Raw genomic sequence first — 13,393 nt, forward strand, 5'->3', positions numbered from 1 at the left:
TGGGGGCGGATAAGGTCTTTCCCATGTTTGTTGTGCACGCTGTCTGGTCGGCCGGTGGGGTCGGGGTGTGGGCCGAGGACGCCACCCTGCCCGCCACTACTGAGCTGCCCAGCCGCGCGCGCAAGGCCAGGCCGCATCCATTCGCGGCGTCGACGGTGACGTTGCGGAAGCTGGTCGACACCGGGGTCGAGGGCGAGGTCGACGTGGTGTTGCCGTCCCGTGGCGGCGGGCCGGTGGCGGCACCGGAACTGGTGCGGGCCGAACCGGGCCGGGCGGGCGCGGCCCGGCTGATGCCGTGGACTGTGTCCACTGTGGACCTCACACCCGCCGAGGCGGTGCGGGTGCTGGCGGAGACCCCAGTGGAGACCGCGGGCGGGTCGTGGCGGTGGCTGGCCGCTGTGGCGAACTTCGCGGAATCGTTGGTGGGGCGTGGGCAGGTGTTGCCGGGGTTGGACGGCGACCGGGCCGTGTGGGTGCCTCAGCTGGTCGGGGCGGATGGCGACCATGCACGGGCCCTGCTCAAGGCGATGCCCGCGGTGGTCCGCGCCGAAGCACCCGAGGGACGGGCGAAGAACGAGGTCTTCGACGAAGTCCTGAAGGCGCTGACCGACGCGGTGGTCCGTTCCCGCGTGGAGCCCGTCGAGAGGGGTGACACCGTGGTGGAGCGGTGGCTGCACGCTCTCACCGTGCCGGACTCCGAGGCCCGGGCTGTGGTGCAAGGGAAGCCGGGCTCGCTGACCGGTGCGGAGCCAGAGGAGTTGGACGAGGCCTCGCCGGCCGCGGATGGCGAGCATGAGCCAGCCGCCCGCGCTGTGGCCGCCGCGAGCTCAAGAATCTCTGCTGGCCGGAGGAAATCGGGTCATCGGGAACCGGACGCTGTGGTCGCAGCGGGGTCCCGGGTGGCCACGGGTGAAGGAGCCAGGGCTGGGGATCTCGACGAGCTGGCAGCGGCGCTGGCGGCGTGGCATGAGTCGGTGGCGCCGCCGGTGGGGCCACTGCGCACGTGCTTCCGGCTCGCGGTGCCGACCGACGAGGACCCGGACTGGCGGGTCGAGTTCCTGTTGCAGGCCACCGAGGATCCGAGCCTGACCGCGTCCGCGAAGGATGTCTGGGAGGGCACGGGAACGGCGAAGTTGCTGGCGCGACACGCCGAGCATCCGGAGGAGGTGCTGCTCGCGGGGCTGGGGCGGGCCAGCCGGGTGTATCCGGAGCTGGACGCGGCGCTCAGGGTGAGTGCGCCGGACGAGCTGCGCACCGATCCGGAAGGTGCGCACCGGTTCCTGCGGCAGTCCGCGAATGCCCTGACACTGGCGGGGTTCGGTGTCCAGCTGCCGTCGGCCCTGCAGCGGGGGTCGGCGGCGCTGGGGTTGCGGCTCAAGGCGAGTTCGTCCAGCGAGCCGGGAACGAGCGCGGTGGTCAGCGGCGGCCTCGGGCTGGACCAGATCGTGAGCTACCAATGGGAGCTCGCGGTCGGGAACAGCGAGCTCACCCAGGCGGAGATCGCCGAACTGGCCGCGGCGAAGGCACCGTTGGTGCGGTTGCGCGGGCAATGGGTCGAGCTGGACCAGGTACGGCTGCGGCGCGCGCTGGCCTTCCTCGAACAGGACGGCGCCGGGGAGATGACCGCCCGCGACCTGCTCCAGGCCGACGAGGCGCTGGCCGCGATCGGTCTGGACGTGCCGGTCACCGATGTCGTGGCGGACGGCTGGCTGGGCGACGTGCTGGCCGGGCGGTTGTCCGAACGGCTCGAACCAGTGTCCACACCGGACAGTTTCGCGGCAACGCTGCGGCCCTACCAGGAACGGGGCCTGGCGTGGCTGAGTTTCCTGTCCAGGCTCGGTCTGGGTGCGTGCCTGGCCGACGACATGGGGCTGGGCAAGACCGTTCAGCTGCTGGCCCTCATCGCCGCCGAGGGGACCAGGCCGAACCTGTTGGTGTGCCCGATGTCCGTGGTCGGCAACTGGCAGCGGGAGGCGGCGAGGTTCGCGCCGGAGCTGAAGGTCTACGTGCATCATGGCGGCAGCAGGGTGTCCGGCGAGGCGCTGGCCGGGGAGGTGGCGGCGGCCGATCTCGTGATCACGACGTACGGTGTGGTCGCGCGGGAGACCGAAGCCCTGGCAAAGCTCGGCTGGCACCGGGTGGTTCTCGACGAGGCGCAGAACATCAAGAACTCCGGGTCCAAGCAGGCCAGGGCGGTGCGGTCGCTACCGGCGGCGCACCGGGTCGCCCTGACCGGCACGCCGGTGGAGAACCGGCTGGCCGAGCTGTGGTCGGTGATGGAGTTCGCCAACCCCGGGCTACTCGGCCCGGCCGGCACGTTCCGCACCAAGTTCGCCATCCCGATCGAACGCGACCACGACGAGAGCGTCACCGCTTCGCTTCGGCGGCGCACCCAGCCTTTCGTGCTGCGACGGGTGAAGACCGACCGGAGCATCATCTCGGATCTGCCGGACAAGATCGAGATGAAGGAGGTCTGCCAGCTCACCCCGGAGCAGGGTTCGCTGTACCAGGCTGTGGTCGCCGACATGATGGCGGAGATCGCGCAGAGCGAGGGCATGGCGCGCCGCGGTCTCGTCCTGGCCACGCTCGCCCGGCTCAAGCAGGTCTGCAACCACCCCGCGCACGTGTTGAAGGACGGTTCCCGGATGCCGGGCCGGTCCGGGAAACTGGCCCGGCTGGAGGAGATCCTCGAAGTCGCGCTGTCCGAAGGCGACCGGGCGTTGTGCTTCACCCAGTTCGCCGAGTTCGGTGAGATGCTCCGGGCGCACCTCACCGCGCGCTTCGAGCAACCGGTGCTGTTCCTGCATGGCGGAGTGACCAAGACGCAGCGAGATGCCATGGTCGGACGGTTCCAGGCGGAGGACGGTCCTGGCATCTTCATCCTGTCCCTCAAGGCCGGTGGCGTCGGCCTGAACCTCACCAAGGCCAACCACGTCATCCACTTCGACCGATGGTGGAACCCGGCGGTCGAGGACCAGGCCACCGACCGCGCGTTCCGGATCGGGCAGCAGCGCAACGTCCAGGTCCGCAAGTTCGTCTGCGCCGGCACGGTCGAGGACCGGATCGACGAGATGATCGAGCGCAAGAAGGCGCTCGCGGAGATGGTGGTCGGCAGCGGTGAGGACTGGCTGACCGAGCTGTCCACCGACGCGCTGCGCGAGATGTTCGAGCTGGCGCCCGAAGCGGTGGGAGGTGAGCTGTAGTGCCGTGGTGGGAGGACTATCCGGAGACCGGCCCGATCAAGGTCGAGGGCGGCATCAAGGCGCGCAGCACCCGAGGGCGGATCGCGAACACCTGGTGGTCGCAGCGGTTCATCAGCGTGCTGGAGAGCATGCAGCTCGGCGGGCGCATGAGCCGGGGCAAGAACTATGCCCGTGCCGGGCAGGTGCTGTCGCTCGACATCTCCGCGGGCAAGGCGATCGCGAAGGTCCAAGGCTCCCGGCCGGAGCCCTACGCGGTCAAGCTGATCTGCCGCCCGCTCACCGCCGAACAGTGGGATCTCGTCACGGAACGCCTTGCCGGACAGGCGTTGTTCGCGGCGAAGCTGCTGGCGGGGGAGATGCCGCCGGAGGTGGAGTCGGTCTTCGCCGAGGTGGACGTGCCGCTGTTCCCTTCCGCGGCAAGGGATCTGCCGATGCACTGCAGCTGCCCGGACTGGGCGGTGCCGTGCAAACACGTGGCCGCGGTCTGTTTCCTGCTCGCCGAACGGTTCGACGAGGACCCGTTCCTCATCTTCGAATGGCGTGGGCGATCCAAAAAGGACCTCCTGGCCAAGCTCCGCCACCGCAACCACCGCCCGGACACCCCGAAAGCCCCTGCCCTCGAGGAGGACATCGACGACTTCTACACTGCCGGCCCCCTCCCGCCCCTCCCCGAAGAGACCGAACCCATCCTCCTGCGCGTCGACGCCCTTGACATCCAGGTGCAAGGCGAACCATTACTCGCCGCCCTCACCCCGCTCTACCGCCAGTTCCGGCGGGCTGACTGAGCCACATCCAGAGCGCCGGTTCCGGTCTCCGGCGACGGGCGTAAAACCCTTATTTCGGGCCGGAAAATTGCGCGTAGAGCTCAGGACGTTGGTGCAGCGCCGTGGTGTGGGCCATACTTTGTCGCTGCCGCCCGTGTGTATCCCTGCAATGCCACACAAGGAGCGTCATGCGCCGGACACGAAGACTAGCCGCGATCACCTGCACCGCCATTCTGACTGTAGCCGGAGTCGTCCTGATCCAGCCGAGTGCCTTCGCCGGTCCGGTGGGCACCGGTTGGACGGAACACCAACCCGCGTGGAACCTGCAGATCCAGAGCCGCGGCGAGATAACGAGCTACCCGAGCAGCACCAACAGCGCTTCCGGGCCCGGCGGTTCCTATGCGCGATCCGGCGGGGTGCAGACCTTCAAGCTCTTCAACAACGGGTCCAACCGGGTCGAGGTCCGGGTTCAGGACAACTACCGGACCGGCCAGCGGCAGTTCGAGGGCGAACTTAAGGTCAGCCCGGGCACCGACGACGAGAGCGCCATGCAGATCTTCGGCAACGACGGTGACGGTGCGACCACACTGATGATCAGGTCCTACGCGAAGAACGGCGGCACCCTCCGAGGCGGAGGCAAAGATCTGATCAGCAACATCTACGGCAAGTGGGTCCACATCAACGTCACCCACAACGCCACCGCCACTGGCGGCAGTTACTCCATCTACATCAACGGCAAGCTCGTGCACACCACCAACGGTCCCAAGGGCGATCACTACTTCAAGTACGGCGTGTACGGCACGCTGCAGACCGCAGGCGCCGAGCACCAGTGGCGCAACGTGCACTTCTACCGGAAGTAGCCCGTAGCAGACCGGTCTTCGCGAATCAGGCCCGGCCCGGACGCGAGTCCGGGCCGGTGCCCTGCGGTGCCCTGCGGTGCCCTGCGGTGCCCTGCGGCGAGAGCTGCCCGGCGCGTTGCTGCTCGCGCAATCCCGGCTCGGCGTCGTCGATCCGGTCGTCGTCCGCCGCTGCCCCCGGCGGTGGTCCGTCTCGCCGGTGCTGGGCGAGGGAGATGGCCGCTACAGGGGTAGCCGGGCGTCGAGGGCTGCGAGGTAGTCGCGGCCGTAGGTGCCGTTTTCCAGGTCTCGCACCAGGACTTCGGGGAGGTCCTGGGTGACTTCTGGTGAACGGGAGGCGGCGGCCAAGGCGATGGTGGCCACGGTGTCCACGTCGCCGGTGAAAGCGACGCATGCCTGCAGGATCGCGCTCATGGAGGTGTGCGCCGTCAATGCCGTCAAGGCGGCTTGGGTGCTCATCCAGCCCTTGGAGCCCACCTTGCCCTGCCACGGTTGGGACCACAGGGAGTTCGACAACTGGCCGGCGATCCATGTGCCCGCATCTGCCACCGGCCCGAGCTGGAAATGGCAGTAGTGGACGGCCAGAGCGGCCGCCTGGGCCGCGGCGATGCCGTCGGGAGTGTCGTGGGTGATGCGCGCCTGCACCAAAGTGTGCTGCAGGACGTCCGGAACCGTTGGCAGCAAACCGATCGGCGCCGCACGCATCGCCGCACCGCTCTTGTCGCTGTCCGGTTTGATGCGGCGCAGGAACTCCGCTCCCGAACCGACATCGCACAGGAACAGGTAGAACGCGCCCGCGTAACCCTGGCGCTGGTCCCGTTTGAACACCTCGACGAACTTGTCCGCCAGCACCGGTGGGGTCCACTCCAGGCCGTCCGCGAGCGCTTCGGCGATCGCGAGTGTCATCTGGGTGTCGTCGGTGTAGGCGCCGGGGGCGATGGACTGGTGGGATGGGTGCTGGACGTAGCCGCGCAAAGTGTTGTGCGAGGCCACAAAGCGCGGGTGGGCGTACTCGAAGCCCGCCCCGTAGGCGTCCCCGATGGCTAACTCAACCAGCATTGCGGTTCCGCAGTGCCGTCAGCGCCTTGTCGGCGTGCACGTCGAACCGCAGCTCCGCCTTGATGGTCTCCAGGACCCTGCGATCGGTGTCGATCACGAACGTCTTGCGCTTGATCGGCCCGAACCGGCGGCTCACCCCGAAGATCCCGGCGACCTCGCCGTCCGCGTCGGACAGCAGCGGGTAGCCCAGCGAGTAGGTGTCCGCGAACTCCTGCTGGCGTTCCACCTTGTCCGGGCTGATGCCCACCCGGATCCCGCCCGCCTCGGCGAACTCCGCGGCCAGATCCCGGAAGTGGCAGCTCTCCGCGGTGCAGCCCTTGGTCATCGCGGCCGGGTAGAAGAACAGCACCACCGGGCCCTCGGCGAGGAACGACGACAGCTTGCGCGGAGTGCCGGTCTCGTCGGGCAGTTCGAAGTCGGGCGCGATGTCACCGATGTCCACGTACGCCTCCTGGATAATCTCCGCCGTGACCGCTGAGCTCAATACTGCCCCCACGCCTCCCGGGGCCGCGCACCGGCTGGCCAAGATCGTCACCGAGGTGCTCTCGCCCGCGGTCATCGTCGTGCTGCTGCCGTTCGGCGTCGGCTGGAACGCCACCGGCCACCGTCTCCTGCCGACCATCGTGTGGGCGATCGTCGTCGCCGTGTTCTACAGCGTGCTGCCGATGGTGTTCATCGTGCGTGGCGCCCGCCAGGGCAAATGGGACGGCCATTGGGTGCGGGAGCGGGAACGCCGGTTCCTGCCGCTGATGATGTGCCTGGGGTCGGCGCTCGTAGGTCTGGTGATTCTGCTCGTCTGGGACGCGCCCAGGGACATCATCGCCCTCGGCTGGTCCATGGTGGCGGTGTGCGTCGCGGCCGTGATCATCACCAAGTGGTGGAAGGTCTCGTTGCACGCGACCGTCGCGGGCGGGGCCACGGCCACCATGCTGCTGATCTACGGGTGGGTCATGCTCCTGCTCGTTCCGCTCGTCGCACTGGTCGCGTGGGCCCGCGTCCAAGTGCGTGACCACACCGCCGCCCAGGTCATCGTTGGCGCGTTCTTGGGTCCCGTCGTCGGTGGTGTGGTCTTCGTTCTGCTGCGCTGAGCAGCAGGTAGGGGGCGGTTTTCGCCGAGACGAGGGCCACACTGGGTTGTCTTCGAGATAGTAGGACGTCAAACTATTCTCATGAGTACCCAGGCGCCTCTGCACCGCCCGGCGAACCCGGTCAGGTTCGTCACGGCGGCCAGTCTGTTCGACGGCCACGACGCCGCGATCAACATCATGCGGCGGATCCTGCAGTCCCAGGGCGCGGAAGTGATCCATCTCGGGCACAACCGCTCGGTCCGCGAGGTGGTCGCCGCGGCGATCCAGGAGGACGTGCAGGGCGTGGCGATCAGCGCCTACCAGGGCGGGCACGTGGAGTACTTCTCCTACCTGGTGGAACTGCTGAACGAGCAGGGCGCCGGGCACATCAAGGTCTACGGCGGCGGTGGCGGGGTGATCGTGCCCGCGGAGATCGAGCTGCTGCACTCGCGCGGTGTCGCGCACATCTTCTCGCCGGCCGACGGTCAGCAGCTGGGCCTGCCGCGGATGATCAACACCATGGTCGAGGCCTGCGACTACAGCCTGGCCGAACAGGCTCCGCAGAGCTGGGACGGGCTTGCTGCGGGCAGCCAGGACGTGCTGGCCAGGGCGATCACCCAGATCGAGGCCGGCGTGTTCACCGGCGAGCTGAACCCGAGGCGCGAGGTGCCTGTCCTGGGCATCACCGGCACCGGCGGGTCGGGCAAGTCCTCGCTGACCGACGAGCTGGTCCGCCGGTTCCGCCAGGACCAGCAGGACAAGGTCAAGATCGCCGTGCTCGCGATCGACCCGACCCGCCGCCGCGGTGGGGGAGCGCTGCTGGGCGACCGGATCCGGATGAACAGCGTCGACGGTGACACCGTCTTTTTCCGTTCATTGGCCACGCGCAAGGCTGGTGCTGAGGTTCCTGAGGGCCTCGCGGATGTCATCAAGGCGTGCAAGGTCGCGGGATATGACCTGGTCATCGTCGAGACGCCGGGTATCGGTCAGGGCGACGCGGCGATCGTGCCGTTCGTGGACTTCTCGCTGTACGTGATGACGCCGGAGTTCGGCGCCGCGTCGCAGCTGGAGAAGATCGACATGCTGGACTTCGCGGACGCGGTGGCGATCAACAAGTTCGAGCGCCGCGGCGCCGAGGACGCGCGCCGGGACGTGGGCCGCCAGATGGTGCGCAACCGGGAGGCGTTCGGCAAGTCCTGGGAGGACATGCCGGTCTACGGCACCAGCGCCGCCACCTTCAACGACGATGGCGTGACCGCGCTGTACCAGTTCCTGCGCGACGAGCTGGCCACCAAGGGGCTCGCCGTAACCGAAGGCGTCCTGCCTCTGGTCGACCACAAGACGTCCACTTCGGCCGCGACCGTCGTGCCTTCCTCTCGCGCGCGATACCTGTCCGACATCGCCGAGACGATCCGCGGCTACCACGCCAAGACCGAGCAGCAGGTTCAGGCCGTGCGCAAGCTCCGGCATTTCGAGGCAACGCGGGAGGCGCTGCAGAGCGCCGAATTGTCCACAAAGGACGTCGATGGTCTGGTCAAGGACGCCGCGGCCAAGGTGGACCGCGAGGCCGAGACGTTGCTGGAGAACTGGCCCAAGACCAAGCAGGACTACACCGGCGACGAGCTCGTGGTGAAGATCCGCGACAAGGAGCTGCACACCCCGCTTGTACGGGAGACGTTGTCCGGCAACAAGATCCCGCGCGTCGCGCTGCCCACGTTCGATGATGACGGGGAAGTGCTGCGGTTCCTGCGCAAGGAGAACCTGCCCGGCGCTTTCCCGTTCACCGCGGGCGTTTTCCCGTTCAAACGGGACGGTGAGGACCCGGCGCGGATGTTCGCCGGCGAGGGCGACGCGTTCCGCACCAACCGCCGGTTCAAGTACCTGTCGCAGGGCTCGGAGGCGACCCGGCTGTCGACCGCGTTCGACTCGGTGACGTTGTACGGGCGCGACCCGGACACGCCGCCGGACGTCTACGGCAAGATCGGCACTTCGGGCGTGTCCATCGCGTCGCTGGACGACATGAAGGCGCTGTACGACGGGTTCGACCTGACCTCGCCGACCACGTCGGTGTCGATGACGATCAACGGCCCCGCGCCCACGATCCTGGCGTACTTCCTGAACACCGCGATCGACCAGCGCGTCGACGCGTTCCGCGCCGAGCACGGCCGTGAGCCGAGCGAGGAGGAGCGCGCCGAGCTGGCGGCGTGGGCGCTGGCGAACGTGCGCGGCACCGTCCAGGCCGACATCCTCAAGGAGGACCAGGGCCAGAACACGTGCATCTTCTCCACCGAGTTCTCGCTGCGGATGATGGCCGACATCCAGGAGTGGTTCATCCAGCAGAAGGTCCGCAACTTCTACTCGGTGTCGATCTCCGGCTACCACATCGCCGAGGCCGGGGCGAACCCGATCAGCCAGCTCGCGTTCACGCTGGCCAACGGGTTCACCTACGTCGAGTCGTATCTCGCGCGTGGCATGGACATCGACGACTTCGCGCCGAACCTGTCGTTCTTCTTCTCCAACGGGATGGACGCCGAGTACAGCGTGATCGGCCGGGTGGCGCGGCGGATCTGGGCCGTCGCGATGCGGGAACGCTACGGCGCCAACGAACGCTCGCAGAAGTTCAAGTACCACGTGCAGACCTCCGGCCGTTCGCTGCACGCCCAGGAGATGAGCTTCAACGACATCCGCACCACCCTCCAAGCGCTGTGCGCCTTGTACGACAACTGCAACTCCTTGCACACCAACGCATACGACGAGGCGATCACCACACCGACCGAGTCGTCGGTACGCCGCGCGATGGCGATCCAGCTGGTCATCAACAAGGAATGGGGCTTGTCGAAGAACGAGAACCCGTTGCAGGGCTCGTTCATCATCGAGGAGCTCACCGACCTGGTCGAGGAGGCCGTGCTCGCCGAGTTCGACCGGCTGTCCGACCGCGGCGGCGTGCTCGGCGCGATGGAGACCGGCTACCAGCGCGGCCGCATCCAGGACGAGTCGATGCTCTACGAGACCCGCAAGCACGACGGTTCGCTGCCGCTGATCGGCGTGAACACCTTCCTGCCTGAGAAGGGCTCGGAGGAGACCATCGAGATCGAGCTCGCCCGGGCCACCGAGGACGAGAAGCGTTCGCAGGTCGAGCGGACCCGCGAGTTCCAGGCCAAACACCGCGAGGAGGCCCAGGAGGCGCTGCAACGGCTGCGAACCGCCGCGATCTCGGGCGAGAACGTGTTCGCCGCGCTGATGTCTGCCGCCCGGGTATGCACCCTCGGCCAGGTGACCGAGGCCTTCTTCGAGGTCGGCGGTCAGTACCGCCGTAATGTTTGACGTCCTCCCGATGGGTTGTGCCGCCGGGATTCCAACGCGCTACCGCCGATCAGGGAACGGAGGCAGCGAGCTGAGGTTCACGGTTCACAGCCCCGCCCGATGGCTGGAGGGCTCCCCGTGCTGTCACCGCCCGTCCGGCGGCGATGTTGCGTGCGGCGTTGACATCGGCATGGCAGGAGAACCCGCAGGCTACGCATCGGAAGTCCGCTTGGCTCTTGCGGTTGTCCGGCGCGGTGTGACCACAGGTGGAGCACTGCTGCGATGTGTACGCGGCCCTGACCTTCTCGATTCGGCCGGAAGCCTTGTGCTCCAGCCGATTCACCAGTTTTCCCCAGCCACTGGCGAGGATGCCTCGATTCAGCCCTGCCTTCTGCCGGACGTGGCGCCCCGGCTGATCAGCGGTTCCCTTCGCGGAGCGCGTCATACTCCGGACAGCGAGGTTCTCCACGCGGATGACATCAAACCGGCGGGCCAGATCGGTCGAGACCTTCTCGACCCAGTTCGTTCGGCGGTCAGTTTCGCGGGCCCTCAGCCGCGCGATCGACCCCTTGACCCGACGGCGCCGGTTCGAACCGCGTTTGCTGCGAGCGAACCGGCGATGCAGGCGGCGAAGCTGTTCGTGTTCGCTGTGGGTGAGACCGGGCACACGCAGCAGTTCGCCGGTCGAGAGAGCCGCCGAAACCGCGACGCCACGGTCCACGCCGACCGTCTGACCGTTGCCAGGCGCGGAGATCGGGTCAGGGACAGCTGCGAAGGCGATATGCCACCGCCCCGACCGATCGCGGCACACACGATACGATTTGAATCCTGGCGGCATGCCACGCGACCAGCGGAAACGAACCCACCCGACCTTCGGCACCCATACCTGCCCATGTCGTCGGTTGAGTCGCCGAATGTGGTCGGGTCTGACGGCGACCTGTCGGAAGCCCTCGTTCCGGCCGGCCTTGCGCCACGACGGCCGTCCATGGGTACCGGTAAAGAAGTTGCGCATGGCCTGGGCGAAGTCGCGCAACGCCTGTTGTTGGACGGTCACACTGCCGGTCCGCAACCACTCGAACTCCGCTCGTGCCGCTGTCAACTGACGGCACTGCTCGTTGTAGCCCGGCGCCGCAGCACGCCCGGGGCGCCAATGTGCATGCTGTTCACACGCCAGGTTCCACACGAACCGAGCGTGCGCGCAGTGCTCCAACAACCTGACCTCCTGGTCAGACGTGGGCACGAGTCGGTAGCGGCACACAACATCGACGTTAGAGCACGGCACCGACAAATCCGGGTAGACCTGAACAAGAGGCGGAACCGTGCTAGGCGCCTGACTGTAGGGTCTTCGCCGGGGTGGAGTTTCGATGAGTGAAGGGGCAAGCGTGAGTGAGATCGGCCGGGTTGGCGTTGTCGGGTGCGGGCTGATGGGTTCGGGGATCGCGGAGGTGTGCGCGCGGGCTGGCCTGGACGTGAAGGTGACCGAGGCGTCCGCGGAGGCGCTGGCCGCCGGCCGCGGCCGGATCGAGAAATCACTCGACCGTGGGGTCCGCAGCGGCAAGCTGTCCGACTCCGACCGCGACGCCGCCCTCGGCCGGATCAGCTTCGTCACCGACATCGGTGAATTCGCCGACCGGCAGTTCACCGTCGAGGCGGTCGCGGAGAACGAGCAGATCAAGACCGATGTGTTCACCGCACTGGACAAGGTGGTCACCGACCAGCGCGCGATCTTCGCGTCCAACACCTCGTCGATCCCGATCATGAAGCTCGGCATGGCCACCAGCCGGCCCGAACAGGTCATCGGCGTGCACTTCTTCAACCCGGTACCGGTGCTCAAGCTGGTCGAACTGGTCCCGTCGCTGCTCACCGGCGAGGAGACCCAGACGCGCGCCGACGCGTTCGTCACGGGCACGCTCGGCAAACAGGTCATCCGCTCCCAGGACCGCGCCGGGTTCGTGGTGAACGCGCTGCTCGTGCCCTACCTGCTGTCCGCCATCCGGATGATGGAGTCCGGCTTCGCCTCCGCCGACGACATCGACAACGGCATGGTCCTGGGTTGCGCGCACCCAATGGGCCCACTGCGCCTCACCGACCTCATCGGTCTGGACACCACCAAGGCCATCGCCGAGTCGATGTACGCCGAGTTCAAGGAGCCGCTGTACTCGCCGCCGCCGCTGTTGCTGCGGATGGTCGACGCGGGCCTGCTCGGCAAGAAGACCGGCCGCGGCTTCTTCCAGTACTGATCCATCCAGGCGGTACCGGTCGGTCCAGTACCGCGCGGTCGGTACTGGACCGACCAGTTCTGGCCGACGGGTACTGAGCGGTCCAGTAATGCTCATACAGCGACTCGGAGTACTAGGCGGTCCAGTACTGCCCATACCGGTGGCGACCCTGAGTACTAGGCGGTCCAGTACTACCCATAGCAGCCACATCGAGTACTGGGCGGTCCAGTACTGCCGATGTCGGGCCACCTGGAGTACTGGGCGGTCTAGTTCCGCCTGGGCTAGCGGCCTTCGGTACTGGGCGGTCTAGTCCCGTCCGGCGGGCAGCGTTTAGTACTGGACGGTCTAGTACTGGCTGGGCTGGTGACCTCGAGAGCTGGTCGGGCTTGTGCCGGTTGGGTTGGGCGAGCTTGGAGTGCGGGTCGGGCTTTTGCTGGCTGGTTGGGCGACTGCGGGTACTGGTCGGTCTAGTACTGCCCAAGCGGGCAACTTCCCGTGCGGGCGGCCTATTGCGGCGAAGTCGGGCCGTTCCTTGGTACTAGCCGGTCCAGTGCCACCTGCTTGGGTGAGTACTGAGCGGTCCAGTACTGATCTCCTGGGTGAGTACTGAGCGGTCTAGTACTGGCTTGGGTCGGCTGCGGTACTGATCCGTCTAGTCCTCATCGTTCGGAACTAGACCGTCTAGTACTCCCGGTCGGGTACTGGACGGTCTAGTTTCGCCGTGTGCCCGAGCTGCGCCCCCCGCAATGCGGCCACGTGCGCCGAGCTGTGCCCGGCAAACCGGGCCGCGCGCCTGACCGGGCCGCGCGCCTGACCGGGCCGCGTGCCTGACCGGGCCGCGTGCCTGACCGGGCCGCGTGCCTGACCGGGCCGCGTGCCTGACCGGGCCGCGTGCCTGACCGGGCCGCGTGCCTGACCGGG

10 protein-coding genes are annotated in these 13,393 nt (G+C 67.7%); 6 read left to right on the forward strand and 4 right to left on the reverse strand.

Annotated features, from left to right (window positions below):
• Positions 1 to 23: 23 nt before the first annotated feature.
• The 3 genes from AB0J95_RS09270 (at position 24) to AB0J95_RS09280 (ending at position 4,827) form a co-directional block, all read left to right on the forward strand.
• Positions 24 to 3,203: a DEAD/DEAH box helicase gene (locus AB0J95_RS09270; protein ID WP_364754615.1), complete on the forward strand. Its 3,180-nt coding sequence runs from the start codon at positions 24 to 26 to the stop codon at positions 3,201 to 3,203.
• Positions 3,203 to 3,988, forward strand: coding sequence for an SWIM zinc finger family protein (locus AB0J95_RS09275; protein WP_364754618.1), 786 nt, complete (start codon positions 3,203 to 3,205; stop codon positions 3,986 to 3,988). The genes AB0J95_RS09270 and AB0J95_RS09275 overlap by 1 nt, the downstream gene beginning before the upstream one ends.
• A gap of 167 nt (positions 3,989 to 4,155) precedes the next feature.
• The gene (locus AB0J95_RS09280) at positions 4,156 to 4,827 is read left to right on the forward strand and encodes a polysaccharide lyase family 7 protein (protein WP_364754621.1); all 672 of its coding nucleotides are present in this window, start codon (positions 4,156 to 4,158) and stop codon (positions 4,825 to 4,827) included.
• 219 nt (positions 4,828 to 5,046) lie between these two features.
• Here the strand turns inward: AB0J95_RS09280 and AB0J95_RS09285 are convergent, their stop codons facing one another.
• Together AB0J95_RS09285 and AB0J95_RS09290 are read right to left on the reverse strand one after the other, a co-directional pair.
• Positions 5,047 to 5,883, reverse strand: a complete 837-nt coding sequence (locus AB0J95_RS09285) for an ADP-ribosylglycohydrolase family protein (RefSeq protein WP_364754624.1) — start codon at positions 5,881 to 5,883, stop codon at positions 5,047 to 5,049.
• A complete protein-coding gene (locus tag AB0J95_RS09290; protein ID WP_364754627.1) occupies positions 5,873 to 6,325 on the reverse strand; it encodes a peroxiredoxin in 453 nt (150 codons plus the stop codon). The genes AB0J95_RS09285 and AB0J95_RS09290 overlap by 11 nt, the downstream gene beginning before the upstream one ends.
• A gap of 25 nt (positions 6,326 to 6,350) precedes the next feature.
• Between AB0J95_RS09290 and AB0J95_RS09295 the strand changes: the two genes are divergently transcribed.
• Together AB0J95_RS09295 and icmF are read left to right on the forward strand one after the other, a co-directional pair.
• Positions 6,351 to 6,971 carry a hypothetical protein gene (locus AB0J95_RS09295; protein ID WP_364754630.1) on the forward strand — a complete coding sequence of 207 codons (621 nt, stop codon included), beginning with the start codon at positions 6,351 to 6,353 and terminating at the stop codon, positions 6,969 to 6,971.
• 81 nt (positions 6,972 to 7,052) lie between these two features.
• Complete coding sequence (gene icmF, locus AB0J95_RS09300) at positions 7,053 to 10,274, forward strand: fused isobutyryl-CoA mutase/GTPase IcmF (protein ID WP_364754632.1); 3,222 nt, start codon at positions 7,053 to 7,055, stop codon at positions 10,272 to 10,274.
• Positions 10,275 to 10,323: 49 nt separating this feature from the next.
• On the opposite strand, the gene AB0J95_RS09305 is transcribed toward icmF, so the two are convergent.
• A complete protein-coding gene (locus AB0J95_RS09305; protein ID WP_364754635.1) occupies positions 10,324 to 11,535 on the reverse strand; it encodes a transposase in 1,212 nt (403 codons plus the stop codon).
• Positions 11,536 to 11,635: 100 nt separating this feature from the next.
• Between AB0J95_RS09305 and AB0J95_RS09310 the strand changes: the two genes are divergently transcribed.
• The gene (locus AB0J95_RS09310) at positions 11,636 to 12,493 is read left to right on the forward strand and encodes a 3-hydroxybutyryl-CoA dehydrogenase (protein ID WP_364755045.1); all 858 of its coding nucleotides are present in this window, start codon (positions 11,636 to 11,638) and stop codon (positions 12,491 to 12,493) included.
• Positions 12,494 to 13,153: 660 nt separating this feature from the next.
• Here AB0J95_RS09310 and AB0J95_RS09315 read toward each other — a convergent pair.
• On the reverse strand, positions 13,154 to 13,393 hold a 240-nt coding region (locus AB0J95_RS09315), incomplete at its 5' end, for a hypothetical protein (RefSeq protein WP_364754638.1).

Source organism: Actinocrispum sp. NPDC049592, from assembly GCF_040675465.1.
Taxonomy (GTDB): Bacteria; Actinomycetota; Actinomycetes; order Mycobacteriales; family Pseudonocardiaceae; genus Kibdelosporangium.

Bases quoted from the DNA above. Each gene is read 5' to 3' on its own strand.
- AB0J95_RS09270 (WP_364754615.1), top strand. From the start codon at position 24: ATGTTTGTTGTGCACGCTGTCTGGTCGGCCGGTGGGGTCGGGGTGTGG.
- AB0J95_RS09280 (WP_364754621.1), top strand. From the start codon at position 4,156: ATGCGCCGGACACGAAGACTAGCCGCGATCACCTGCACCGCCATTCTG.
- icmF (WP_364754632.1), top strand. From the start codon at position 7,053: ATGAGTACCCAGGCGCCTCTGCACCGCCCGGCGAACCCGGTCAGGTTC.
- AB0J95_RS09285 (WP_364754624.1), bottom strand. From the start codon at position 5,883: ATGCTGGTTGAGTTAGCCATCGGGGACGCCTACGGGGCGGGCTTCGAG.